This is a genomic window from Caulobacter sp. 17J65-9 (genome assembly GCF_010975005.1).
GTDB lineage: Bacteria > Pseudomonadota > Alphaproteobacteria > Caulobacterales > Caulobacteraceae > 17J80-11.
Genome location: NZ_JAAIVC010000010.1, coordinates 28,412 through 52,555, shown reverse-complemented (window position 1 = coordinate 52,555; position 24,144 = coordinate 28,412). Strand labels below are relative to the sequence as shown.

The window sequence follows — 24,144 nt, the reverse complement described above, 5'->3', positions numbered from 1 at the left end:
GACGTCGGGGGCGGAGGCGGCGGCGGCGGCGGAGGCGGCGGCGGCGGCGGCGGCGGGGCGAAGGCGTAACGCAGACCGATCGTGATCGACTGGTCCTCGTAGTTGCCCGAGAAGGTGCCCGGCGCGAACGGCAGGAACTCGTCCGGCGACACGGCGCTGTCGAAGTCGACGTCGTTGCCGCCCAGCCAGCGATAGGTCACGTCCAGGTTCAGCCGGTCGGTCCACGCGTAGGCGAAGCCGATCAGGCCCTGCCAGGCGAAGGTGGTGTCGTCGTCGTCGATGTTGACGACGGCCGGGCCCGGATCAGGAACGATGCCGTCCGGCGAGGTCGACATCACGCCGCGGGTCTTCACCGAGACCTGGTTCACGCCGATACCCGCGCCGATGAACGGGCGGAAGCGCGAATCCGGCATGAAGTCGTAGATGAGGTTGGCCATGAACGTCCAAGAGTTCAGGTCCCCACTCGGCGACGGACAGATGCTCGGGTCCGCGACGTGAGCGTCCGAGCACAGCGCTTCCGGAATGCCCGGACCGCCGGTGACGGAGTCGACGTCGCCCGGGCGGTAGCCGATTTCGAACTCGGTCCGCCAGGCGGGATTGAAGCGGTAGCCGAGGCGGCCGAACGCGGTCCAATCGGAGTCCGCGCCGAAGCTCCAGCGGTACGGCAGGTCGTCCTGCGTGAGGCCCGAGGAGTCGGCGTCGATGCCGTCGGGCTGATGGTAGCCGACGTCGAGCGCGCCATACCAACCGTCGGGTTCGGCCGAGGCGGCCGTCGCCACGCCGAAGGCGGCGAGAGCGGCTCCCGCCAGCAATTTGAGTTTCATATTCAGAGCCCTCTCTCTTTGCCCTCTGCTGTCACGCCCGCAGGCTCTCCCGCGACGCGACGCCAACCCGACGAACACACCTTGGTCAGGTCGGGAGCGGAAACATGCCTCGTATTGCTAGGGTTCCTTCCCTCGCGACAGAAACCGGCGGCTGCGGCGCGCGTGCAACATGCGCGGGGAAAAGCGGCGCCGTGTCGCGCGTCAGTCGAGGGTGGTCCGGTAGCGGGCCATGGCGAGGGCGGAGACGACCACCACGAACACCACCAGCGCCGTCAGGCTGGGCCAGAGTTCGGCTAGGCCGAGGCCCTTCAGCAGGGCCCCGCGCACCACCCGCAGGAAGTGCGTGACCGGGATCACCGTGCCCAGCGCCTGGGCCCATTTGGGCATGCCGTAGAACGGGAACATGAAGCCCGACAGCAGGATCGAGGGCAGGATGTAGAACACCGACATCTGCATGGCCTGCAGCTGGGTGCGCGCGACGGTGGAGATCAGGAAGCCCAGCGCCAGGCTGCCGACGATGAACAGCAGCACGCCCAGCCCCAGCGCCGCCCAGCCGCCGGCCATCGGCACGTCGAACAGGGCCCGCGCCAGGGTCAGGAACACCACCGTCTGGGTCAGGCCGATCAGCACGTAGGGCGCCAGCTTGCCGATCATCACCTCCAGCGGCTCGACCGGGGTGGCCAGCAGGGCCTCCATGGTGCCCCGCTCTTGTTCGCGGGTGACGCCCAGCGCCGTCATCATCACCAGGGTCATGGACAGGATCACGCCCAGGAGGCCCGGCACGATGTTGAAGGCGGTGATGATCTCCGGATTGTAGCGGCGCTGGACCACCACCTCGAACGGGGCGGGCCCGCCGGCGCGGAAGGCGGTCGCGCCCTTCAGGTCGTGGCGCAGGGCCTCGGCCGGCAGGCCCGCGGCCGCCGCGACCGCGCCGCCGGTGGCGGTCGGGTCCGAGGCGTCGGCCTCGATCAGGATCTGGGCCTGGTCCCCGCGCACCACGCGGCGGGTGAAGTCCGGGGGAATGGTGACGGCGAACAGCACGCGGCCACGCTCGATCGCTTGGTCCAGCTCGCCTGTGGTGCGCGCGGTCTCGACGATGCGGAAGTAGTCGCTGTTCTCCAGGGCGGCCAGGACGGAGCGGGCGTAGGTCCCCTGGTCCTGCACCAGCACGGCGGTGGGCAGGTTCCGCGGATCGCTGTTGATGGCGTAGCCGAACAGCAGGAGCTGCACGATCGGCATGACCAGCATCATGGCGTAGGTCAGCCGGTCGCGGGTCAGCTGCAGGAACTCCTTGCGCAGCACCGCGGCGACCCGCTGGAAGGAGAAGTCGAAGCTCATTCCTCCGCCTCCGCCTTGCCCATCAGGTGGATGAAGACGTCCTCCAGCGTCGGCTCGACCTGTTCCCAGCGCCACGGCTCATGCCGCCAGGGCGCGATCGCCGCCTCCAGGGCGGCGCGGTCGGTGCCGCTGACGTGGAGCGCCAGGCCGAAGGCGGCGGCGGATTCGACGCCCGGCCGGGCCCGCAGCTCAGCCGCCAGCCGGTCGGCGTCCGGCCCCTCGGCCCGGAAGGTGACCAGGCCGGAACCGGCGATCACCTCTTCGGCCGTGCCGCGCGCGATCAGCCGGCCGTAGGCGATGTAGGCGATGTCGTGGCAGCGCTCGGCCTCGTCCATGTAGTGGGTCGAGACCATGACGGTCAGGCCCTTGGCGGCCAGGGCGTGGATCTCGTCCCAGAAGGCGCGCCGGGCCTTGGGATCGACCCCGGCGGTGGGCTCGTCCAGCAGCAGCAGCTTGGGTTCGTGCAGGGTGGCGGCCGACAGGGCCAGGCGCTGCTTCCAGCCGCCGGACAGGGTGCCTGCCAGCTGGCGGCGCCGGTCGGTCAGGCCCAGCCGCTCCAGCGCCGCGTCCACCCGCTCGCGGCGGTGGTCCAGCTCGTGCACCTGGGCCATGAAGTCCAGGTTCTCCTGCACGGTCAGGTCCTCGTAGAGCGAGAACCGCTGGGTCATGTAGCCGGTGCGCCGCTTGATCTCGCGGGCGTCCTTGACGATGTCGAGGCCCAGCGCGCAGCCCCGCCCGCTGTCGGGCGTGAGCAGGCCGCAGAGCATGCGCAGGGTCGTGGTCTTGCCCGAGCCGTTGGGGCCGAGGAAGCCGGTGATCCGCCCCTCCTCCACCCGGATCGACACGTCCTTGACCACGTGCTTGTCGCCGAAGCTCTTGTTCAGCCCCTCGACCTCGACCGCCCAGGTCACCTGCCCGGCGCCTTCGGAAGGGGCGTGACGTCGACCGGCTGGCCGACGGTCAGCGCGCGCGGGTTGGTCGGCCGCGCCTCGACCAGGAACACCAGCCGGTCGCGGGTCTCGCGGCTGTAGATCACCGGCGGCGTGAACTCAGGCCGCGGGCTGACATAGTTGATGGTCGCCTTCAGCCCCTTGGCGCAGCCGTCGCAGGAGAAGGCCACCTCGCGGCCGTACCGGTAGGCGGCGATCTCGCCCTCCGGCACGAAGAAGCGCAGCTTCACCTGATCGTCGGGGATCAGCGACACCACCGGCTGGTTGGCGGGCACCCACTCTCCCGGCTGGAAGAAGGTGTCCTCGATCCGACCCGTCGCCGGCGCGACCGGGGCCAGCTGGCGCAGGCGAGCTTCGGTCTCGTCCAGCGTGCCCGCGGCCTGGGCCGTGCGGGCCTGGGCGGCCTTGATCAGGTCCTCGCGCGCGCCCAGCTCGGCGACGTCGAGCCGCTTTTCGGTTTCGCGCAGCTGGGCCTGGGCGGTCTGGTAGGTCGCCGTGGCCTGGTCCAGCCCGGCCTTGGCCAGGAACCCGGTCTTGGCCAGGGCGACAGCGCGCTGATAGTCGGCCTCGGCCTGGCGGAAGGTGGCGCGGGCGGCGGCCCGCTGGGCCTCGATCACCGCCAGCTCCTGCGGCCGCTGGCCCTTCAGGGCGTCCTCGGCCTCCGAGGCCGCGGCCTTGAGCGCCGCCTCGGCGCTGGCGCGTTCGGCGGCCAGGGGCTGCGGGTCGACCAGGAACACCGGCGCGCCGGCCTCCACCCGCTGGCCGCGGCGCACGTCCAGCCGCGCCACCGCCCCCGACGTCGCCGCCGACAGGAACAGGGTGTCGCCCTCCACCCAGCCCGACAGGTAGCGCCCGCCCTCGCGCGGCCACCAGACCCAGGCGCCGAACCCGATCGCGCCCAGCAGGACCAGGACGGCGATCACGCGCTTCATCTTCTTCATGCCGCCCCCCCCTCGCGCGCGAGCAGTCCGCCCAGCACCGTCTCCACGTGCTGGGCCGCCAGGGCCTGCAGGTCGACCGGCGCGCCGCCGACCGGCTCCAGGACCTCGCGCCACAGCACGCCCAGCATCAGCGGCCCGACCAGGGAGAAGGCGTGCACCCGCGGGTCGCCCGGGCGCACCTCGCCGCGCGCCTGGGCCCGTTCGATCAGGCCGCTCAGCACGCCGAGCGTCGGCGCGACCACCTCGTCATGCCAGTGCTGGGCCAGGGCCGGGAAGTTGCGGCTCTCGCCGATCACCATCTTCACCACCTTGCCCGCGCCCGATTCGACGATCCGGGCGGCCATCATCGGCAGCAGGGCGCGGACCAACTGGGCGAACGGGCCCTCGAAGGCCTCGGCCGCGGCGCGCACCTGGGCGACGTTGGGCGCCACCGCGTCGCGCACGACGGCGTGGAACAGCTCTTCCTTGGTTTCGAAGTAGAGGTAGAGCGCGCCCTTGCTGACCCCGGCCCGGGCGGCGATCTCGTCCAGCCGGGCGGCGGCGAAGCCTTTCTCAGCGAAGACGGCGAAGGCGGCGGCCACGATCTCGCCCGGCCGCGCCTCCTTGCGCCGACGCCATTTCGGCCCGTCCGCCACGCTCACCGCCGTTGCTCCGGCTATAAATGACCCGTGAGTTATTACGCCTCCGAGCAGCGCCGGTAAAGACCGCCGGTACGCGAAGGTAAGATTGCGCGCCGCACATGCTCAGACGCTCTTGCGCAACCGAGTCCGTATGAGTAGGTATCCGCCCTCGCTCGCCCCAAGAGGCTGACGCCCGCGGAGAGGTGGCTGAGTGGTCGAAAGCACCGCACTCGAAATGCGGCGTGCGTGCAAGCGCACCGTGGGTTCGAATCCCACCCTCTCCGCCATACTGCTTCGCGCATAGCGCTTCGCAGCATCAGACGCCCCGCTCACCTTCGAAGCCGGATGCGACCGCGCCCCCTGTCGCGCGCGTAAACCCGCGCCTTTCAGACCGCCCCCGCCTGTACGAAAGTTAACTTGCGGCCCGGGGACGAAAATCGGGAACGATGGCGCGACCGCTCGGCAGGAAGCGGCGTTTCGGGCGGGGCGACCATGGACAAGACTGGGCTGTCGCGGCGAGCTTTCGCCGCCCAGGCCGCCGCGCTGGGCGCGGCGCTGGCGTTCGGGGGGAGCTCCGCCCAGGCCAAGGTCGTCGCGCGCGGCGAACGTCGCGACCTCTATCCGCAGGGCGTCGCCTCGGGCGACCCCCGTCCGGACAGCGTGATCCTGTGGACTAGGCGGGCCCCGGACGCCGGCGCCGCCTCGCACCGGTTGACGGTCGAGGTCGCCAGCGATCCCCAGTTTCGAAATCGGGTCGCCCGCGGCGCCGTCGCGGTCACCGCGGCGACGGACTGGACCTGTCGCTTCCTCGCGGCCGGGCTGAAGCCCGCGCGGGAGTACTGGTATCGCTTCGTCGACGAGGCCGGGAACACCAGCCGGGTCGGCCGCACCCTGACGGCGCCGGCCGACGGCGACGACCGGCCCGTCAAGTTCGCCTTCGTCAGCTGCCAGGACGTCACCCAGGGCGCCATGAACGCCTACCGGCGCATGCAGTATGAGGACGCCCGCCAGCCGCGCGACGAACAGCTCGGCTTCGTCCTGCACCTGGGCGACTTCTTCTACGAACTGGTCTGGTATCCCGAGGAACGGCCGGGCGGCATGGAGCGGGGCCGGCGCCTGCGCGACATCGTGCGCTATCCGCACGGCGAGAAGGTCGGCGCCTTCCACATCCCGACCGATCTGGACGACTACCGCACGGCCTATCGCGGCTATCTGTCCGACCCGGACCTGCAGGACGCCCGGGCCCAGTGGCCGTTCGTTCCCGTCTGGGACAACCACGAATTCAGCTGGCGCGCCTTCCAGAGCCAGCAACCTGTGGGCAGCGAGGTCCGCTCGGCCCAGAAGCTCAAGGTGGCGGCCAGCCAGGCCTGGTACGAGTATCAGCCGGCCCGGGTCCGCAAGCCCGGTCGCGGGGACGTGTTCGAAGCACCGACCGTGGCCGACAAGCCGCTCGGGACGCTGGACGCGCGCGGCCTCGGGCAGGACCCGGACAACCTGGCCGCCGTCAACGCGCTGCAGATCAAGCGGGCGTTCCGGTACGGCCGGAACGTCGACATGATCCTGACCGACAACCGCTCATTCATGTCGCCCGGCGGCGACTACAGCGGGCTGCCGCAGATCAAGTTCGGGGCCATGCCCGAGGCGATGCTGGAGATCCTGGATCAGGCCAGCGCCTACGCGGGCGGCTCTCCCCCCGCCACCATCCGCGTCGGCGAGCTCGAGTTTCCCAATCCGCATGTGAAGGCGCCGCCCGAAGCCTATCTCGGCCTCGATCAGATGGCCTGGTTCAAGGAGCGCCTGCGCGCCGCGAAGGCGCCCTGGAAGATCTGGGGCCATTCGTTCGGCACGCTGACCCGGCGCACCGATCCCCAGAACCTGCCCGCCGCGTACTCGGACCAGTGGCCGAAGGGCGCGGGCTACGGCGTGCTGAGCGGGGCCTACGGCGTCGAGCACGCCGAGATCTTCGATATGATCCGCGACGAAGGGATCACCGGCTTCGCGATCGTGGCCGGCGACAAGCATTCCTTCTGGGCCGGCTACCCCAGCAAGACCCTGCCGCCCCGCGCCTTCGATCCCGTCGGTGTCGAGTTCATCACCGGCTCGATCTCGGCCCAGGGCGCGGCCGAGGTGCAGGCGCTCACCATGCCCAAGGACCGGCCGCTGCGGGCCCTCTACATCCACGACAAGCCGGACGGCTCGATGGAGTGCAGCCTGGGCATGACCCTGATGCACGGCGTGAAGTCCTCGCTCGTGCTCAAGGAAACCGGGGACGCCGCCCAGGCGCGCGCGGCGCGCAACCCGGAGCTCGCCCCGCACCTCAAATTCGTGGACCACGCCGGTCACGGCTACACGACGGTGCGCGCGTCGCCAGATGAGCTCGAGACCGAGTTCGTCTGCATCCCTATCCCGCTCGAACGCAGCGAAACCGACGACGGCGGCTCCCTGCGCTATCGCGTGGCGCATCGCGTCTCGCTGTGGAAGGCGGGGGAACGTCCCCTGCTCCGGCAGGAAGTTCTCGAAGGCGATCCGGGCCTCGCCGTCTGATCACCGGCGCTGAAACGCCGCCGCGGCCGAGCCGCGGCGGCGTGATCCGAGCCAGCGTTGGCTTTACGCCACCTTGGCGCTGAGGCCGGCGCTGGCGACCTCGCGTTCGGCCTGGGTGAAGCCGTAGTCCGGCACGATCTCGCCCGAGCGGTCCGAGATCCCGTCCCAATTGGCCACCACCTGCTGGCCGGCGTCGGCGGCGGCCCCGACGTAGACGCCTTCCGACAGGGTGACGCTGGCGCGCGCGAAGTGGCCGGCGCCGGCGCACAGCACGGCGCGGGTCGGGGCGTCCTCGCCCACCAGGGCCAGCAGGCCGGGGCTGACCAGGGCGGGGTTGAGCAACTCGAGGCTGGACTGGGACAGTACGCCCTCGGTCATCTGGGTGGCGGCGGTGGGGGCCAGGCAGTTGACCCGCACGCCGTACTTCTCGCCCTCGATGGCCAGGGTCTGCATCAGGCCGACCAGGGCCATCTTGGCGGCGCCGTAGTTGGCCTGGCCGAAGTTGCCGTAGAGGCCCGACGACGAGGTGGTCATGACGATGCGGCCGTAGCGCTGCTCGCGCATCAGCTCCCACACCGCCTTGCAGCAGATCGCCGCCCCCATCAGGTGCACGTCCACCACCAGGCGGAAGTCGTCCATGGTCATCTTGGCGAAGCTCTTGTCGCGCAGGATGCCGGCGTTGTTGACCAGGATGTCGACCCGGCCCCAGGCGACGACGGTGCGGTCGACCATGCCGGCCACCGCGGCCTCGTCCGTCACCGAAGCGGCGAGCGCCAGCGCCTCGCCGCCGGCGGCGCGGATCTCCTCGGCCACGCGGTCGGCCGCCTCCTGGGCGAGGTCGTTGACCACCACCCGCGCGCCCTGGCTGGCGAGATACAGCGCGTGCGCGCGGCCCAGACCGCCGCCGGCGCCCGTGACGATCGCGACCCGATCCTTAAGCGACATGAGAACGCCTCCCCTACTCAGACCTGTTCTGTTCGATTTGGAAATTCACTAACAAGCTAGTGAATGTAAAGTCCGGACAAGGGGCGCCGTGCGGCCCGCCCGGGATGTTCAGGGGTTCAGGTGGCGGCGGCCGGCGCCTGCGGCTTGCAGATCGCCAGCAGGCCGGCGGCCATGAACGAGGCCATGCGCGCCTTCACGGCGACGAAATCCTCGGACTTGCAGAGCCCGCCCGACAGCTTGTCGATACGCCCGGTGCGCGCCAGGGTCAGCAGCAGCGCCCCGGTGACGAAGTGGTAGCCCCAGAAGATGTCCTCGTCGGCGCAGTCCGGCAGAGCCTTCTTCAGCAGGCCGATCAGGCGCAGGACCACCGGGTCGAAGTGCTCGTCCATCATCGCCGCGCCCCACTCGGGCGTGCTGGCGACCTGGGCGCCGAGCGCGCCGTAGTTCTTCCAGCTCTCGCCGCCCTGGATGTAGAGGTCCAGGTCGGTGTCCAGGAAGGCGTGCAGCGCGCCCTCGACGGTCGGCTTGCCGCCGGTCGAAGCGTCGTACTCGTCCAGCGCCTTCATCCGCAGCTCGCTGGTCACCACGGCGCGGCGGGCGAAGACGGCGTCGAACAGGGTCTTCTTGTCTTCGAAATAGTAGTTCAGCAGCGTGTGGTGCACGCCGACCCGAGCGGCCACGTCCTTCAGGGTGACGCCGTAGAACCCGTGTTTGGAAAACAGGTGTTCCGCCGCGTCGAGGATTTGCTCCATCGTCTCGGCGCGTTGCTCCGCCTTTTTGGAGCGCCTGGGTTTTGCAGCTTCGGGCACGTGGAACTCTTTCCGTCTTGCAGCGGCTAGCGTCAAGTCGGTCAGTCTCCCACGCGTGCGGCGCCGTATTCGGTGCGCAGGCGGATTTTGTCGATCTTGCCCGTCGCGGCCAGCGGCATGCTGGCGATGCGGACCACTTCGTCGGGCACCCACCAGGGCGCCACCCGCCCCTTGAGCGGCTCCAGCAGGGCCTCGTCGCTCAGCCCCTCCGGATCGTGCAGCTCGACCAGCAGGATGGGCCGTTCGCCCCACTTGGGGTCCGAGCGTCCGATCACCGCCGCCAGCGAGACCTCCGGCAGGGCGCCGACGACCGCCTCGATCTCGACCGGGTTGATCCACTCGCCGCCGGACTTGATCAGGTCCTTGGCCCGGCCGGTGATGATCAGGTTGCCGTCCTCGTCGATCTTGGCCAGGTCGCCGGTCGGGAACCAGCCGTCGGCGTCGACGGCGGATTGCTCGTGGCCGAAGTAGCGCTCGATCACCGCCGCGCCGCGGACGCGCAGATTGCCCTCCACCTCGCGCTGCTCCGGCAGCGGCCGGCCCTCGCTGTCGGTGATCAGCAAGTCGACGCCGATGGCCGGGCGGCCCGACACGGCGGCGGCGCGCCGGGCCCAGGCCGGCGCCACTGTGCCGGACGGCGACAGCTCGGTCATGCCCCAGCTGGTCTGGATGGTGACGCCCAGGCGCCGCTCGATCCGCTCCATCAGGGCGGAGGGCAGCGGCGTGCCGCCGACCACGATGCGCTTCAGGCTGGGCAGGTCGTCGCCGACCGCGTCCAGATGCTCGACCAGCCCCAGCCAGACGGTGGGCACGCCGACGCCGACGGTGACGCGCTCGGAGCGGATCAGCCGCGCCAGGCTGGCCCCGTCCGTGTGCCGCCCGGGCAGGACCAGCTTGGCCCCGACCGCCGGCGCGGCGAACGGCAGGCCCCAAGCGTTGGCGTGGAACATCGGCACCACCGGCAGCACGGTGTCCGCGCCGGAAATGGCCATCACGTCGGCCTGCAGCAGCCGCAGGGTGTGCAGATAGCTGGAGCGGTGGGTGTAGGTGACGCCCTTGGGCGCCCCGGTCGTGCCCGAGGTGAAGCACAGGCCCGACGGCGCGGTCTCGTCGAATTCGCCCCAGGCCAGGCGCTCGTCGACCAGGTCGAGCAGGGAGCCGAGCTCCGCGACCAGCGGACGGCCGGCGGGGGACGCCTTGGCCTCGCCGTCGATCACCAGCAGGCGCTCGACGCCCGCCGCACGCTCGGCGATCTGGCGGGCCAGCGGCAGCAGGTCGGCGCTGGCGATCAGGATGCGCGCGCCGGACTGCTCGGCCATCCAGCCGAGCTGGGCGCCGGTCAGGCGCGGATTGAGGGTGTGGCAAACCGCCCCCATGCCCATGACCGCGTACCACGCCTCGACGTGGGCCTGGGTGTTCCAGGCCAGGGTCGCGACGCGCTCGCCGGCGGCGACGCCCAGGCCGCGCAGCAGGGCCGAAATCCGCCGGCTGCGGTCTTCGACCTCGGCGTAGCCGGCGCGCTCGACCCCGCCCTCGCGGGCGGTGACGATCTCGGCCCGGGGATGCCACTTGGACGCGTGCACAAGGAACTTGTCGAGCGTCAGCGCGAACGGCTGCATGGCTCCGTCGGTCATTTGGGCGACGTCTCGTCCGGCAGCGGCGGGGCGATCACGCCCACGTTCCAGCCCCACGGCGTGTCGCCCTTGGCGCGGCGGCGGGCGACCACCTCCTCGTGCAGCTCGTACATGCCCGGCAGGACGTGGGTCTTGGCCTTGGGCATGTCCTCGAAGGACATGTAGGCCCGCTGTTCCGCGTAGGGGCGCCAGTCCGGATGGCCGGCGGCGCGGGGCGCGCCGTCACGCACGAAGCTGGCCCAGTACGCGTTCACCGCGTCGCCGAAGCGGGCCTCCTCGGCCGTGGCTTCCGGCGTCGGCCAGACGGGCGTGGCCCGCGACATGGTGCCGAAGGCGTACGGGATCTCCGAGGCGTGGAAGCCGTGCAGGCCTGCCTTGTCCGCGGCCGGGTAGCCGTGATCGAAGAAGTACAGGAACGACGGCTGGCCGATGGCCGCCTGCTTGGCGGCGAGCCGCTCGGCGGTCCAGCCGTACATGGCGTCCCGGGTGGTCGCCAGCATGCTCTCGTCCAGGCTTCCCGTCGCCGGATAGAGGCCGAGGAAGGTGTCGGCCAGCGGGCCGTAGCCGCGGCGGATGGCGGCGACGTACGTCTCGGCGTCGGCCGGGGCCGGCGGCAGCAGGAAGCGCAGCGAGCGGATCTCGCCGCTGTTGAAGCCGGCCATCAGCGGCACGGGCGCCTGCTGGCCGCGGTCGAACACGTCGACCAACTGGGCCGGCAGAACCTTGCCGTCGATCGTGCCCCAGGGGGCGTAGCCGGCGATCGGCGCCTGGATGGTCAGGGCGGCGGGATCCATGGCCCGCAGCCGGGCGATGCCGCGGACCTCCAGCTTGTCGGCCAGGGCCAGGCCGGCCTGCTCGGCCGACGGGGCGCCGAACTTCGCCTCGCGCAGCTCCGGCGTGGAGATCATGTAGGCGCTCTCGGCGATCGCCTGGTGGAACAGGCCGCGCGCCTGGGGCGAGGCCATCAGGTACATGACGCTGAGCGCGCCCGCGGACTCGCCGGCGACGGTGACCTTCTCTGGATCGCCCCCGAAGGCGGCGATGTTGCGCTTCACCCAGCGCAGGGCCTCGATCTGGTCCAGCAGGCCGTAGTTGCCGGAGACGTGGTCGGGCGACTCGGCGCTGAGGTCCGGGTGGGCCAGATAGCCCAGCACGCCCAGGCGGTAGTTGATCGACACCACCACGACGCCGCGCTTGGCCAGGGCGGCGCCGTCGTACATCGACTGGCTGCTGGCGCCGCCGACCAGGGCGCCGCCGTGGATCCAGACCATGACCGGCGCGCCCTTCGCGTCGGCCGGGGCCCAGACGTTCAGCGACAGGCAGTCCTCGCTCATCGGGCCGGTCTGCTCGGTGTAGATGCTGCCCGGCCGCGACGGCGGCTGGTAGCAGACCGGACCGAACTTGCCGGCGTCGCGCACGCCCTTCCAGGTCGCGGCCGGAACCGGCGGCTTCCAGCGGCGCTGGCCGATCGGCGCCTCGGCGTAGGGCAGGCCGCGGAACACGTTCACGCCGTCGGCCGCCTGGCCCTTCACGGCCCCGGCGGGGGCGTGGACGACGGGCCCGGGCTCAGCGGCCGCGGCGGGAACGGTGAAGGCGAGGCCCAGAGTCAGGGTCAGGCTCGCCAGCAGGGCGGCGCGCAGCTTCATGAAGCACCAGCGGTTCGGGTTTGCTCCCGCTTCAGCGCGCCCGACAGCGCCAGGAACAGCGCGATCGCGACCACGTAGAACGGGACGAGGGTGTAGAGGGCCATCTGCAGCGAGTGGTCCGGGTAGGACGCCCGGAGGAAGTCGCTGGCCGCGCCCAGCCAGGTCGGGCCGAGGCCCAGGCCGATCAGGTTCATCACCAAGAGCAGCAGGGCGCCGGAGAGGACGCGCTGGTTCGGGCGCACCTCTTCCTGCACCAGCGCCACCGACGGCGACAGGTAGAAGTAGTTCAGGAACATCGGCACGATCAGGAACTTGAGCGCGGTCTGCCAGTCCGGGGCCCAGACGAAGCCGATGAAGAACGGCACCGCCAGCGCCAGCGCGATGGCTGGCAGCAGGGCGTAGGCGCGCTTGGACTTCTTCGCCAGCCAGTCGACCAGCCGGCCGCCGAGGAAGATGCCGCCGCCGGCGCCCAGGCCGACCACCAGGGCGTACCAGACCGCCACTTCCTGCAGGGTCATGCCCTTCTCGCGCATCAGGAAGAGGGTGGCGAAGTTCAGCAGGGCGTAGGTGACGAACTGGTTGGCGCCGCAGGCCAGCGAGACCAGCACCAGCACCGGCCGGGTGAAGAACATCCGGCAGGTCTTCCAGAAGCCTTCGGCCGGAGCCTTGGCCTCGGAGGGCGCGTCCAGCCCGCCGCGGCGCGGCTCGCGCACGGTCAGCAGCACGACCAGGGCGGTGAAGACGCCGACCACGCCGATGGCGATGAAGGCGCTGCGCCAGTCGAAGGCCGCCGCGATCGAAGCGCCGAAGGCCACGCCCAGGGCCTGGCCGATGGGCGGGCCGAGGTTGAACAGGCCCAGCGCCGTGCCGCGCTTACCGGACGGGAAGTAGTCGGAGATGATGGCGTAGGACGGCGGCACGCCGCCGGCCTCGCCCACCCCCACCGCCATGCGCGCGCCGACCAGCTGCGGATAGGTGCGGGCCAGGCCGCAGGCGATGGTGGCCGCGCTCCACAGGGCGCAGGCGAAAGCGACCACCCGCACGCGATTGGTCCGGTCGGCCAGCCAGCCGACCGGGATCGAGATCAGGCAGTAGAACAGAGCGAAATACAGACCGCTGATCAGCCCCAGCTGGCCGTCGGTGACACCCAGCTCGTCCTGGATCGGCTTGGCCAGGATCGACAGCAGCTGCCGGTCCAGGAAGTTCAGGACGTAGACGAAGCCGAGGATGGCCAGGACGAACCCGGCCCGCCCCCGTCCGGCGGCCGTGCCGGCGACGGGCGCTTCAGCGCCCGCCGCGGCCGGAGTGATCGCGCTCTGGTCCATGACTTAGAAGTCGTAGCCCAGGCGCACGCCGACCGTGCGCGGGCGCACGTTGGCGTAGAGGTTGGACACGAAGCCTTCCGGGTGGACGTAGCTGATGGAGCGGTCGTCGAAGAGGTTCTCGACGTAGGCGGCCACCGTCGCCTTGTCGAAGGCCACCGCGAAGGTCGCGTTCACGACGTTGTAGCTGTCGGTGAAGTCGTAGGTCGGGCTGATCGCCCCGGGGTTACCGGGGACGTTGGGGAAGCTGCCCGGGTACGAGCCGATGTGCGACATCACGATCGACGCGTTCGCCTCGGCTTGAGGGGTGATGAACCAGTTGTAGTTGGCGTAGATCGATCCCTGCACGCGCGGGGCGGACAGGCGCACGCCGAGTTCGGCGCCGGAGATGGCCGCCTCGGCCGGCGACAGATCGGTCACCTTGGCGTCGATGAGCGAGCCGTTGAGGCCGAGGGTCAGGCCCTCCGTCGGGCGGGCCACCAATTCCGCTTCCAGCCCCTTGCTGACCGCGCCGCCGATGTTGGTGGCGAACTGCACCGAGTCGGATACGCGGTTGGCCTGGACCTGGATGTTCGACCAGTCGATCCAGTAAGCCGCGACGCTGCCGCTAAGCTTGCCGTCGAACCAGCGCCCCTTGGCGCCGATCTCGTAGTTGGTCAGGTCGTCCGACGACGCGCCGTCGGGAATGACGATGTCGGCCGGATTAACCAGGCTTACCGACCCGCGTAGGCCGTTGACCACCGGAGTGCGGAAGCCGGTCGAAACAGTCGCGTAGGTCGTCAGGTTCGCGCTCGGCTTGTACGACAGGCTGAGCTTCCAGGACGGCCCCTTCTCCTTCGCCACGACGCCTGCGGCGGGCGCGATCGGCAGGATCGCCAGAGGGCCGGAGAAGTGGTTGATGGCGTAGTACAGGTAGTAGCTGTTGTAGCCGCCCTCGGTGAAGCCCTGGGCGTCGGTCGAGCCGTAGCGCAGGCCGCCGGTCAGCCACCACTGGTCGTTGAAGTGATAGGCCAGCTCGCCGAACACCGCCTTCTCGTGCGAGTTAAAGTGCATGTACTGGCGCTGGTAGTACTCGTCCGGCAGGCCGGTGATGCCGTGCGCCGCCAGATACTCCGGCGTAGAGCGGTAGAAGTAGTCCACGTCGTGGCGGCGCTTCAGGTAGAAGCCGCCGAGCACCCAGTCCCACTTGCCGCCCGGGTCGGAGGCCAGGCGCATCTCTTCGACGAAGGTGTTCTGGTAGCCGTCGGCGTCCAGGCCGAAGGCGATGGCGCCCCCGAAGGTGCCGGCCAGGTCGACGTAGAACTTCTGGTCGAACTGCGACTGGGTCGTCGAGCTGGTGAAGTGCGCGCCGTTGAACTGGTAGTCGACGGTGGCGTTGTAGCTGGTCAGCTCGCCGACATAGAGGTCGGGCCGGTCCGAGATCCGCTTGTCGAGCCCGAGGGCCGGGTTGACCAGCGACGCGTCCTCCGGATTGCTGTTCTCATAGGAGGCCAGGAACTTGATCGACAGGCGATCAGTCGGTTGCCACAGCAGGTTCGCCCGGTAGCCCCAGTCCTTCAGCGTGTTCGAGTTCTTGATGCCGGTGCCGAGGTTGTCGATGTAGCCTTCCTCGTCGCGGTAGAAGCCGACCACCCGCAGGGCCAGCTTGTCGTCGACGATCGGCACGTTGACCATGGCGTTGTAGCGCTGGCGCAGCGACGAATCCTCGCCGACCAGGCCGAGGTCGACCAGCATGCTCGCGTCGAACTCGTCGAGGTCGGGCTTCTTGGTCAGGATGCGCAGGGCGCCCGACAGCGAGCCCGAGCCGAACAGCGTGCCCTGCGGACCGCGCAGGAATTCCACCCGCTCGACGTCGTACAGGTTGGGATCGAGGACGGTGGTGTTGCCGATGGTCGAGATCGGCAGCTCGTCGATGTAGACGGCGACCGTGCTCTGCAGGTTCGCGCCGTAGCCGTTGGTGGCGATGCCGCGCGCGGTGAAATTGTTGAAGTTGGCGCTGGCGCGGTTCAGCACCACGCCCGGGGTTTCCCGCGCCAGGCCCTCGTAGCCGACGATGCCCTTGGCGGTCAGCTCCTTCTGCGAGAAGGCCGTGACGCTGAGCGGCACGTCCTGCAGGCGCTCGTTGCGACGGGTGGCGGTGACGATCACCTCGCCGACGTCGCTGGCGCCGTCGGCCTTGTCAGTGGCCTTGTCCGTGGTCGGAGCGTCCGCCGCCGGCGTGCTCTGGGAAAACGCGGGCGAGGCGAAGGCCAAGGCGGCGGCGCACGCGGTCGCGAGTAGAACGCTCTTCATATTGTCCCCCCTTGCAGCGCCGATCTTTTTTTACGCCGGGCTGTCACGCTCACGATGCAACTGCAAAGCTGGACCTGTCAACACTCACTATCGCGCGTGTGAATGTTTTGATCCACAGGGCGCCGCCGCCGCAAATCGAGAGCAGACAAGGGAAAATGGACCGTCACGGGCCGACGCCCGCCCCGCAGACGCGGTTCAGCGCACGAAGCGGAGCCGGACTTCGGAGGCGCGGCCGTCCTGATCGGCGGCCGCTTCCACCCGCACGCCGAAGTCGCGGGCGACACGCGCCGTCACGCCCATGGCGGCGCGTCGGCCGCCGTCGCGGCCCTGCTGCAGGCTGAAGTCCGTCCTCGGCAGATGCGCGACGCCGAGTTCCGAGCGCAGGGCCAGCGCCTCGCCCTGCGGCGTCCAGTCCACCGTCGGCGACAGACTGACGAAGTCGCGCCTGGGCAGCATGCCGACCGGCGCGCGCCAGCTGAACCCCAGGTCGACCTGCGGCTGGTCGCCCGACCAGCGGACGCCGCCCTCGGCCGTACCGCTGCGCAACCGGGTCCAGACCGCCGGATCGCGCAGGTCCTGGCCTTCCACCCCGGAGGCGAAGCCGCCTGACCGGCCGGCCATCCACCAGTCGCCGGATAATCCGAGGGCGTAGGATTCGAGCGCGCCGTCGCGGGCCGAGACGCTGGCCGAGGGCGTGGCGACCTTGACGCTGTCCGCGCACGCCGACCCGGCCGCGGCCAGGGCGACCGCGGTCAGAACGGCGACGCCGCTAAGCTTTCCTGCTCGATCGATCTGGCCCACGTCGCCTCCCCCGAAGCACCCGTACGCATGATCGGGGCGTGTTTAAGGCCGTCCGGCCGCATACGGAGGAATCCTGCGCGCCGCCCGCTTCCGGAGCGGGCGCAGCCGTGGATAAGATGGGGGCGATAGCGGGGAACCCAACTAATGCGCATTCTCACCGGGGCGGCGATCGCGCTGGCCATGATCTGCGGCGCCGGCGCGGCGGCCGCCCAAACCAAGGCCCCGACCCAGGCGAAGGCCCCGACGCAGACGCCGCAACCGGAGGAGCACGACTTCGTCGTGCGCGACTTCCGCTTCGCCTCGGGCGAGACCCTGCCGGAGCTCAAGCTGCACTACACCACCCTGGGCCAGCCCAAGCGGGACAAGAGCGGCCGGATCGTCAACGCGGTGATGGTGCTGCACGGCACCGGCGGCACCGGCCAGCAGTTCCTGCGGCCCCAGTTCAGGGACGTGCTGTTCACGCCGGGCGGCCTGCTGGACCCGGCCAAGTACTACATCATCCTCCCCGACGGCATCGGCCACGGGAAGTCGTCCAAGCCCAGCGACGGCCTGCACGCGCGCTTCCCGTCCTACGACTACGACGACATGGTCGCCGCCCAGCACGCCCTGCTGACCAAGGGCCTGGGCGTGGACAAGCTGCGCCTTCTGGCCGGCACCTCGATGGGCTGCATGCACGCCTTCGTCTGGGCCGAGACCTATCCGACCTTCTCCGACGCCCTGATGCCGCTGGCCTGCCAGCCGACCCAGATCGCCGGGCGCAACCGCCTGTGGCGGAAGATGGCCATGGACGCCATCCGCCAGGATCCGGCCTGGAAGGGCGGCGACTACACCCAGCAGCCGACGGCCGGCCTGCGCACCGCCCAGGACCTGCTGATCCTGGCCGGCTCGGCGACCATCCCGCTGCAGGCCGCCGCGCCGACCCGCGACGCGGCCGACGCCTATCTGGACGAGCGCTTCAACGCCGCCATCGGCGGGCTCGACGCCAACGACCTGCTCTACCAGCTGAACGCGTCGCGCAATTACGACCCGTCGGCCAAGCTGGAGACCATCACCGCGCCGGTGACCTGGGTGAACTCGGCCGACGACTTCATCAATCCGCCGGAGCTGGGCATCGCCGAGCGCGAGGCCGGGCGGATCAAGAACGGCCGCTACGTGCTGATCCCGGCCGGCCCGGAGGGCAAGGGCCACGGCACCCACACCTGGGCGGTGTTCTGGAAGGACGAGCTGGCCGCCCTGCTGGCCCGCTCGGAGCCCGGCGCGGACCCGGCCCCGGTCTGGGACCAGGCCGCCGGCGAGCGCGAATTCCTGACCGCCAACGCCGGCCTGCCCGGCGTCGTGAGCCTGCCCGGCCTGCAGTACAAGGTGCTGAGGTCGGGCCCGGCCGACGGCGCGCGCGCGCAGCGCGGCGACGACGTCACCGTGCGCTATTTGGGCCGGTTCCTGAACGGCCAGGTGTTCAACACCTCGCCGGGCGAGGGGAAAGAGACCACCACCTTCCCGCTGCAGAAGCTGATCCCCGGCTGGATCGCCAGCCTGCAGCGCATGCGCCCGGGCGACGTGTGGGAGCTCTACATTCCGGCCCACCTGGCCTACGGCTCGACCGGCAAGGCCTACATCCCGGCCGACAGCACTCTGGTGTTCCAGGTGGAGCTGGTCTCGACCGCGCCGCACGTCGAGGAAGCGGCGAAGAAGTAGGCTGACCGTTCCGCGGGCTGGCCGCCGGCCAGCCCGCCGTCAGAGCTCGACCGCCTGGCGCATCTCCGCGCGCATGGCGGGCGAGAGCGCGTCGATGTCGTCGAGGATCTTGCGCGCCTGCGTTTCGCTGGCGCGCCGGATGACGACCAGGGCGGGTTCCTCGCGGCCCTGCTCCTCGGCCCGCGTCGCGCAGGGGCTCAGCTCCACGCGAGAGCCCGGGCCGACCACGGTGACGACGTGCGCGTCCTTTTGGCGACGCATCGCCCGGTATCTCGACACGGCGGCCTTCGGATCGGCGACCGGGCGCGCGGTGCAGCCTCGCACCTCCACCGCCGTGGCCCGGCCACGCCCGCTGATCGCGTAGGTGTCGCCGCCTCCGGGCGCGCTGAAGATGTAGACGTCGTAGCGATGCGCCGAGCCCGCCAGGGCCGCGCCGCCGACCGCCAGCACCGCGACCAGGCCGGCGACGACAAGTCCGCGCACGAACGTTCTCAGCATGGCGTACGTCCTCCGGGTCTCAGCCCGCGCCGCGCCGGCCGAACACCGGCACGGCGGTTCCGACCTCGTCGAGCTCCGGCGGCCGCCCGCCGGCGTAGCGCACCAGCGCCTCGATCCGGGCGGCGATCGGCGGATGGGTGTCGAACAGGCCGGCGAAGCCTTGCTCGTGGTTGTCGATGAACATGGCCTGGATGTCGTCGGGCGCGTCGAGTTGAGAGCGGCCCGAAATCTTCTGCAGAGCGCCGATCATGGCGTCGGGGTTCTTGGTCAGCTCCACCGCCCCGGCGTCGGCGACGTACTCGCGCCCACGCGAGATGGCGAAGCGGATCACGATAGCCAGCAGATAGCCGACCGCCGCCACGGCCAGCGCGATCAGCACCAGGGCCGTGCCGTTCCCGTTGCTGTCGCGGCTGCGCGAACGGCGGAAGGTGCGGCCGTCAGAGCTGCCCAGCACGCGATAGATGAACTGGGCCAGCAGGGTGATCACGCCCGCGAAGATCGCCGCCACCACCAAGAGCCGGGCGTCGCGGTTGATCACATGGGTCAGCTCGTGCGCCAGCACGCACTCCAGCTCGTCGCGGTCCAGGGTTTCGACCAGGCCCCGCGTGACGGTGATCACCATGCGTCGGTCCGACAGGCCGCTGGCCCAGGCGTTCAGCACGTCGGAATTGACCAGCCGCAGCTCGGGCGTGGGCTGCCCGCGCGAAATGCACAGGTTTTCGAGCAGGTTGTAGAGCTCGGGCTGCTCCGCGCGGCTCACCCGCCGGGCCCCGGTGGCGGCGTCGATGATGCCCTGGTGGGCGTAGAAGGCGATCGCGTACCAGAGGCCCGCGGCGATCAGGGCCAGGGGGGCGGTGACCAGCAGCAGGACGGTCGCGCTCCCGAGGTCGCCCTCCATCGTGCCGCTCGAGGGCAGCACGCCCGGCCCGATCAGGCCCAGCTCGACCGCCCAGACCAGGGCGACGAGCAGCACCGGGAAGCCGGCCAGCAGCAGGACCGACTTCAGATTGTTGTTCCAGATATGGGTCTTGAGGCCGACGGCCTGCACGCGGTCAGGTCCCGAACTTGACCTGCGGGGCCGCGGCGGTCATCGCCGCGCGCTCGGTCTCGCCCACGCCGAAGAAGGCCCGGTCGGCGGCGAAGCCGAACGCCCCCGCGAACAGCACGGTCGGGAACTGCCGGCGCACCGCGTTGAACTCCGACACGGCGTTGTTGAAGAACCGGCGCGCGGCGGCGAGCTTGTTCTCGATGTCGGAGAGTTCGCCCTGCAGCTGCACGAAGCTGCGGTCCGCCTTGAGCTCCGGATAGGCCTCCGCCACCGCGACCAGCCGGCCGAGCGCGGCGCCCAGCAGACCTTCGGCCTGGACCTTCTGGTCGACGCTGGTCGCCGAGGCGGCGGCGGTGCGGGCGGCGGTGACCGCCTCGAACGTGCCCTTCTCGTGCGCGGCGTAGCCCTTCACCGTTTCGACCAGGTTGGGGATCAGGTCCTGGCGCTGCTTCAGCTGCACGTCGATGTCGGCGAAGGCCTGGTTGGCGGCCTGGTCGAGCGCCACCAGCCGGTTGTAGCCGCCCATGACCATAAAGCCGGCCAGGGCGATGAGGACGAGAACGACGACGACCGCAATCATGACTGAATCCCGTTGGTATTCAGCCAAGCTATCGGAGGCGCAACCGTAGCGCCAGCCGCCGTCCCTTAGGCCCTCACCCCTCCAGCGCCAGCAGGGCGAAGGTCGCCAGCCAGTGCTCGCCCATGTAGTCGCCGGCCACGTGCGGCAGGCTGGCGTCCAGGTGCAGCTCGGCGGCGCGGGCGGCGATCTCGCGGACGGGATCGCCGGCCTCCAGGGCCGAGGCGATGCCGCGCCAGCACCAGGCGCGCGACAGGTTCAGGCCGTCCAGGTGGGCGATCTTGCCGTCGGTGCGGTCGCTGACCACGGCCGGGCGGAACAGGGTCGCGGGCTCGCCCTCGGTCAGTTGCGGCAGGAAGCGGCCGAACCAGGCGCGGAAGTCGGCCCCGTCCAGCACCCGGCGCATGCACTCGGCCTCGACCAGGGCCGGCGAGAGGAAGTCGTCCTGCGACGGTTCCCAGGCCTGGCAGCCGGCGTCGCGGCCGTACCAGACCAGCGCCCGCTCGCGGCACAGGGCGCCCAGGCCGTCGTCGCCGACCAGGTCGGCGTATTCGATCGCGAGCGCCAGGGCGAAGGCGGTGTTGAAATGGGTGCCGGCCCGCACCGGATAGGTGGCCTTGGGCAGGAACTGGACGAAGCGGTCGGCGAAGGCCAGGGCCAGCGGCTTCAGCGTCCGCGCCCAGCGGCGGCCTTCGACGCTCTCGTGCCGCTCCAGCTCGGCGGCCAGCATCAGCAGCCAGGCCCAGCCGTACGGGCGCTCGAAGCCGCGGCTCTCGGGCCGGGCCAGGTAGGCGACCTCGACGGCGACCTTCTCCGCGGTGAACTGGGCGTTGGCGAGGTCGCGGATGCGCTTGGCCTCGGGCAGGTCCGGGAAGCGGCGGTAGAGCCGCATCAGCAGCCAGAAGCCGTGCACGCAGCTGTGCCAGTCGAAGCTGCCGTAGAACACCGGGTGCAGGTCGTGCGGCTCGCGCACGTCGTGCGGCCCGGCCATGACGTGGTCGAGCTTGTGCGGGTACTCGCGAACGACGTGGCCGAGCGCGATGGAGGCGAACCGCGAGGCGGTCGAGAGATCGAGGGTCATCGGAAGGCGAGCAGGTACATCAGCAGGACGTTGACCGCGAGCAGCGGCAGGGCGGTCGGGATCTGGGCGCGGATCACCCCGTTCAGCACGGCGTTGCGGTCCGGCAGCTCCAGCAGGTTGGCCGGCACCACGTTGAAGTTGGCGGCCATGGGCGTCAGCAGGGTGCCGCAGAAGCCCGACAGCATGCCGATGGCGCCGACGACGGCCGGATCGCCGCCGAACTTGCCGACGATCAGCGGCAGGCCCACCGCGGCGGTCATCACCGGGAAGGCGGCGAAGGCGTTGCCCATCACCACGGTGAACAGGGCCATGCCCAGGCAATAGGCCGCCACCGCCGCTATGGGCGTGTCCAGCGGCAGGTAGGTCCCGACCAGCTGGCCGACCGCGTCGCCGACGCCGTTGAGCGCGAACACCGCGCCCAGCGAGGCCAGCATCTGCGGCAGGATCGCGGCCCAACCGATGGTGTCGAGCAGCCGGCGGCCCTCCTGCAGCGGCGCGGACGGCTTCGGCCGCAGCCACAGCATGGCTGCCGACAGGGCCAGCATCACGCCCAGCGCCAGCGAGATCAGGGTCGCCTGCTTGGGATCGACCACCGGGTGGCCGTCGACCACCAACGTCTTGAACACGAAGGTGCCGGCCAGCGCCGTGACCGGAATGATCAGGGCCGGCAGGAACAGGCCGTCGCCGCGCTTCTCGGCGCTGGCCCGGCGCTCCTCCGGGGTGGTGGTGACGGGCGCGCCCTTGCCGAGGCCGCCGAAGCCGGCCAGCAGGGCCAGGCCGATGACCAGCACGCCGTTACCGAGGTCGGAGAGCTGGCCGCCGATCAGGAAGCTCAGCGCCAGCAGGCCCCAGAACAGACCGGTGCGGATGCGCTTGGGGTTGGCCTTGTCGCGGACGCTGAGCAGCGCCACCGCGGCGAACATGACGCCGGCCAGGACGTAGACGTGATCGAGCGTAATCATTCCGCGGCCTCCGGCTGCGGCGCGCCCGACGGGGCCGGCGCGGCGGCCAGCTCACGCTCAAGGCGCTTGTCGAACATGGCCAGGCGGAAGCCGTGGATCAGCAGGGCGGCGATGGCGGTCGGGATGGCCCAGACCGACAGGTGCAGCGGCTCGACCAAGATGCCGTTCTGCTCGAGGAAGCCCTTGATCAGCAGGATCGAGGCGATGGCGATGAAGATGTCCTCGCCGAAGAACAGGCCGATGTTGTCGGTCGCCGCCGCGAAGCTGCGGATGCGGAAGCGCGTCTTGTCCGGCAGGGCGCCGTAGCGGTTCTCGGCCGCGCCTTCGGCCATGGGGGCGACCAGCGGGCGGACCATCTGGGCGTGGCCGCCCAGGTCCTTCAGGCCGACGGCCGCGCCGATCTGGCGGATGACAAGGTAGATCAGCAGCAGGCGGCCCGTCGTGGCGGCGGCGACCTTGGAGACCAGGGTGCGGGCGCGCTCCTGCAGGCCGGCGCGCTCCAGGAGGCCGATGACGGGGAGCACCAGCCAGACCACGCTGACGAAGCGGTTCTCCTTGAACGCCTTGCCGAAGGCCTCGACCGTGTGCTGCGCGGCCAAGAGCAGGTCCTGGACGCTCACGCCCGGGGCCCAGGCGGCGGCCACGCCCGTCACCAGGGCGGCGGCCAGGATGACCAGCAGCGGATTGAGGCGGGCGACGAAGCCGACCACCACCACCGCAATTCCCAACAGAACCAGCATGGCCCTCCCCTGAGTGCACGGCGGCACCATCGCGCGCTTTCGGCGAATGCGCTACGGCTCGAAGCGACGCGGTTGCGGGGACGCCATCAATGCAGATCAATCTTGCGACGAAGACGGTGCTGGTCACCGGCGCCAGCCGCGGCATCGGGGCTGCGATCGCCCGGGCCATGGCCGCCTCGGGCGCGCGCGTGGCGGTGCACTACGCGAGGAAGCGGGCCGAGGCGGAAGCGCTGGCGGCCGAGCTCGGCGGCGGCGCCGAGCCGTTCGGCGCGGACCTGGCCGATCCGGCCGCCTGCACGCGGCTATGGAAAGAGGTGACCGACCGGTTCGGGCGGGTGGACGTGCTGGTCAACAACGCCGGCGTGGCGATCGGCTCGCCGGTGGACAGCGAGACCTGGCTGGCGGACTGGGAGCGGACAATGGCCGTGAACCTGACCGCCGCGGGCCTGCTCTGCCGCTCGGCGGTGGCGCACTTCCAGGCCCACGGCGGCGGCCGCATCGTCAACATCGCCTCGCGCGCGGCCTTCCGCGGCGACACCCCCGACTACCTGGCCTATGCAGCCTCGAAGGGCGGGATGGTGGCCCTGACCCGCTCGATCGCGCGCGGCTTCGGCAAGGCCGGGGTGACCGCCTTCGTGGTCGCGCCGGGCTTCACCCGCACCGAGATGGCCCAGGACTTCATCGACCAGTACGGCGAGGACTACGCGGTCAACGACATCGCGCTGGCCCGCCTGACCGAGCCGGAGGACGTCGCGCCCACCGTGGTGTTCCTGGCCAGCGGCCTGGCCGACCACGCGACCGGCACGACCATCGACATCAACGCGGCGTCGTATGTGAGGTGACGAGATGAACCCTCTCCCGCCTGGGCGGGAGAGGG

The 24,144-nt window shown here is 70.7% G+C and carries 21 protein-coding genes and 1 tRNA gene; 4 read left to right on the top strand and 18 right to left on the bottom strand.

All coding sequences use genetic code 11. The features are described from left to right. From G3573_RS03470 to G3573_RS03450, 5 genes are all read right to left on the bottom strand, one after another. On the bottom strand, positions 1–824 hold an 824-nt coding region (locus G3573_RS03470; protein WP_163259457.1), incomplete at its 3' end, for an outer membrane protein. A gap of 201 nt (positions 825–1,025) precedes the next feature. Further along, positions 1,026–2,162 carry an ABC transporter permease gene (locus G3573_RS03465; protein WP_163259456.1) on the bottom strand — a complete coding sequence of 379 codons (1,137 nt, stop codon included), beginning with the start codon at positions 2,160–2,162 and terminating at the stop codon, positions 1,026–1,028. After that, entirely contained in the window at positions 2,159–3,073 is a 915-nt protein-coding gene (locus G3573_RS03460) for an ABC transporter ATP-binding protein (RefSeq protein WP_163259455.1), read from the bottom strand. Before G3573_RS03460 ends, G3573_RS03465 begins: the two co-directional genes overlap by 4 nt. Continuing rightward, positions 3,070–4,053: an HlyD family efflux transporter periplasmic adaptor subunit gene (locus G3573_RS03455; protein WP_163259454.1), complete on the bottom strand. Its 984-nt coding sequence runs from the start codon at positions 4,051–4,053 to the stop codon at positions 3,070–3,072. Before G3573_RS03455 ends, G3573_RS03460 begins: the two co-directional genes overlap by 4 nt. Further along, a complete protein-coding gene (locus tag G3573_RS03450) occupies positions 4,050–4,694 on the bottom strand; it encodes a TetR/AcrR family transcriptional regulator (protein WP_346427338.1) in 645 nt (214 codons plus the stop codon). The genes G3573_RS03455 and G3573_RS03450 overlap by 4 nt, the downstream gene beginning before the upstream one ends. A gap of 176 nt (positions 4,695–4,870) precedes the next feature. On the opposite strand from G3573_RS03450, the gene G3573_RS03445 reads away from it, so the two are divergent. Then, a tRNA-Ser gene (locus tag G3573_RS03445) sits at positions 4,871–4,960 on the top strand. A 205-nt stretch (positions 4,961–5,165) separates the two neighbouring features. Further along, positions 5,166–7,217 carry an alkaline phosphatase D family protein gene (locus G3573_RS03440; protein WP_163259453.1) on the top strand — a complete coding sequence of 684 codons (2,052 nt, stop codon included), beginning with the start codon at positions 5,166–5,168 and terminating at the stop codon, positions 7,215–7,217. 63 nt (positions 7,218–7,280) lie between these two features. Here G3573_RS03440 and G3573_RS03435 read toward each other — a convergent pair whose 3' ends face one another. From G3573_RS03435 to G3573_RS03405, 7 genes are all read right to left on the bottom strand, one after another. Further along, a complete protein-coding gene (locus G3573_RS03435; RefSeq protein WP_163259452.1) occupies positions 7,281–8,162 on the bottom strand; it encodes an SDR family NAD(P)-dependent oxidoreductase in 882 nt (293 codons plus the stop codon). A 116-nt stretch (positions 8,163–8,278) separates the two neighbouring features. After that, on the bottom strand, positions 8,279–8,971 hold the full coding sequence (locus tag G3573_RS03430) for a TetR/AcrR family transcriptional regulator (RefSeq protein WP_346427337.1): 693 nt from the start codon (positions 8,969–8,971) through the stop codon (positions 8,279–8,281). Between the two features lie 41 nt (positions 8,972–9,012). Then, positions 9,013–10,605 carry an AMP-binding protein gene (locus tag G3573_RS03425; RefSeq protein ID WP_163259450.1) on the bottom strand — a complete coding sequence of 531 codons (1,593 nt, stop codon included), beginning with the start codon at positions 10,603–10,605 and terminating at the stop codon, positions 9,013–9,015. Then, positions 10,602–12,251 (bottom strand): carboxylesterase family protein, encoded by a 1,650-nt coding sequence (locus G3573_RS03420; protein WP_163259449.1) that lies wholly within the window; start codon positions 12,249–12,251, stop codon positions 10,602–10,604. The genes G3573_RS03425 and G3573_RS03420 overlap by 4 nt, the downstream gene beginning before the upstream one ends. Further along, positions 12,248–13,576: an MFS transporter gene (locus tag G3573_RS03415; RefSeq protein ID WP_163259448.1), complete on the bottom strand. Its 1,329-nt coding sequence runs from the start codon at positions 13,574–13,576 to the stop codon at positions 12,248–12,250. The genes G3573_RS03420 and G3573_RS03415 overlap by 4 nt, the downstream gene beginning before the upstream one ends. A 3-nt stretch (positions 13,577–13,579) precedes the next feature. Next, positions 13,580–15,865 carry a TonB-dependent receptor gene (locus tag G3573_RS03410; RefSeq protein ID WP_163259447.1) on the bottom strand — a complete coding sequence of 762 codons (2,286 nt, stop codon included), beginning with the start codon at positions 15,863–15,865 and terminating at the stop codon, positions 13,580–13,582. Positions 15,866–16,060: 195 nt separating this feature from the next. Continuing rightward, positions 16,061–16,666, bottom strand: coding sequence for a hypothetical protein (locus G3573_RS03405; RefSeq protein ID WP_163259446.1), 606 nt, complete (start codon positions 16,664–16,666; stop codon positions 16,061–16,063). Between the two features lie 144 nt (positions 16,667–16,810). Between G3573_RS03405 and G3573_RS03400 the strand changes: the two genes are divergently transcribed. Next, positions 16,811–18,361 (top strand): alpha/beta fold hydrolase, encoded by a 1,551-nt coding sequence (locus G3573_RS03400; protein ID WP_163259445.1) that lies wholly within the window; start codon positions 16,811–16,813, stop codon positions 18,359–18,361. Positions 18,362–18,400: 39 nt separating this feature from the next. Here G3573_RS03400 and G3573_RS03395 read toward each other — a convergent pair whose 3' ends face one another. The 6 genes from G3573_RS03395 to G3573_RS03370 form a co-directional block, all read right to left on the bottom strand. Beyond that, on the bottom strand, positions 18,401–18,859 hold the full coding sequence (locus G3573_RS03395; protein ID WP_163259444.1) for a hypothetical protein: 459 nt from the start codon (positions 18,857–18,859) through the stop codon (positions 18,401–18,403). Between the two features lie 19 nt (positions 18,860–18,878). Next, positions 18,879–19,907, bottom strand: coding sequence for a M48 family metallopeptidase (locus G3573_RS03390; RefSeq protein ID WP_163259443.1), 1,029 nt, complete (start codon positions 19,905–19,907; stop codon positions 18,879–18,881). Positions 19,908–19,911: 4 nt separating this feature from the next. Continuing rightward, the gene (locus tag G3573_RS03385; protein WP_163259442.1) at positions 19,912–20,487 is read right to left on the bottom strand and encodes a LemA family protein; all 576 of its coding nucleotides are present in this window, start codon (positions 20,485–20,487) and stop codon (positions 19,912–19,914) included. 73 nt (positions 20,488–20,560) lie between these two features. Beyond that, a complete protein-coding gene (locus tag G3573_RS03380) occupies positions 20,561–21,565 on the bottom strand; it encodes a DUF2891 domain-containing protein (RefSeq protein ID WP_163259441.1) in 1,005 nt (334 codons plus the stop codon). Then, positions 21,562–22,527 (bottom strand): DUF979 domain-containing protein, encoded by a 966-nt coding sequence (locus G3573_RS03375; RefSeq protein WP_163259440.1) that lies wholly within the window; start codon positions 22,525–22,527, stop codon positions 21,562–21,564. The genes G3573_RS03380 and G3573_RS03375 overlap by 4 nt, the downstream gene beginning before the upstream one ends. Further along, entirely contained in the window at positions 22,524–23,267 is a 744-nt protein-coding gene (locus G3573_RS03370; protein WP_163259439.1) for a DUF969 domain-containing protein, read from the bottom strand. The genes G3573_RS03375 and G3573_RS03370 overlap by 4 nt, the downstream gene beginning before the upstream one ends. Before the next feature lie 89 nt (positions 23,268–23,356). Here G3573_RS03370 and G3573_RS03365 point away from each other — a divergent pair, with 89 nt between their 5' ends. Next, positions 23,357–24,109: an SDR family oxidoreductase gene (locus G3573_RS03365; protein ID WP_163259438.1), complete on the top strand. Its 753-nt coding sequence runs from the start codon at positions 23,357–23,359 to the stop codon at positions 24,107–24,109. The last annotated feature ends 35 nt before the right edge of the window (positions 24,110–24,144 follow it).

Coding starts and splice junctions, on each gene's coding strand:
- G3573_RS03465 (WP_163259456.1), bottom strand. CDS start 2,162: ATGAGCTTCGACTTCTCCTTCCAGCGGGTCGCCGCGGTGCTGCGCAAG.
- G3573_RS03455 (WP_163259454.1), bottom strand. CDS start 4,053: ATGAAGAAGATGAAGCGCGTGATCGCCGTCCTGGTCCTGCTGGGCGCG.
- G3573_RS03440 (WP_163259453.1), top strand. CDS start 5,166: ATGGACAAGACTGGGCTGTCGCGGCGAGCTTTCGCCGCCCAGGCCGCC.
- G3573_RS03435 (WP_163259452.1), bottom strand. CDS start 8,162: ATGTCGCTTAAGGATCGGGTCGCGATCGTCACGGGCGCCGGCGGCGGT.
- G3573_RS03425 (WP_163259450.1), bottom strand. CDS start 10,605: ATGACCGACGGAGCCATGCAGCCGTTCGCGCTGACGCTCGACAAGTTC.
- G3573_RS03420 (WP_163259449.1), bottom strand. CDS start 12,251: ATGAAGCTGCGCGCCGCCCTGCTGGCGAGCCTGACCCTGACTCTGGGC.
- G3573_RS03415 (WP_163259448.1), bottom strand. CDS start 13,576: ATGGACCAGAGCGCGATCACTCCGGCCGCGGCGGGCGCTGAAGCGCCC.
- G3573_RS03410 (WP_163259447.1), bottom strand. CDS start 15,865: ATGAAGAGCGTTCTACTCGCGACCGCGTGCGCCGCCGCCTTGGCCTTC.
- G3573_RS03400 (WP_163259445.1), top strand. CDS start 16,811: ATGCGCATTCTCACCGGGGCGGCGATCGCGCTGGCCATGATCTGCGGC.
- G3573_RS03395 (WP_163259444.1), bottom strand. CDS start 18,859: ATGCTGAGAACGTTCGTGCGCGGACTTGTCGTCGCCGGCCTGGTCGCG.
- G3573_RS03385 (WP_163259442.1), bottom strand. CDS start 20,487: ATGATTGCGGTCGTCGTCGTTCTCGTCCTCATCGCCCTGGCCGGCTTT.
- G3573_RS03380 (WP_163259441.1), bottom strand. CDS start 21,565: ATGACCCTCGATCTCTCGACCGCCTCGCGGTTCGCCTCCATCGCGCTC.
- G3573_RS03375 (WP_163259440.1), bottom strand. CDS start 22,527: ATGATTACGCTCGATCACGTCTACGTCCTGGCCGGCGTCATGTTCGCC.
- G3573_RS03370 (WP_163259439.1), bottom strand. CDS start 23,267: ATGCTGGTTCTGTTGGGAATTGCGGTGGTGGTGGTCGGCTTCGTCGCC.
- G3573_RS03365 (WP_163259438.1), top strand. CDS start 23,357: ATGCAGATCAATCTTGCGACGAAGACGGTGCTGGTCACCGGCGCCAGC.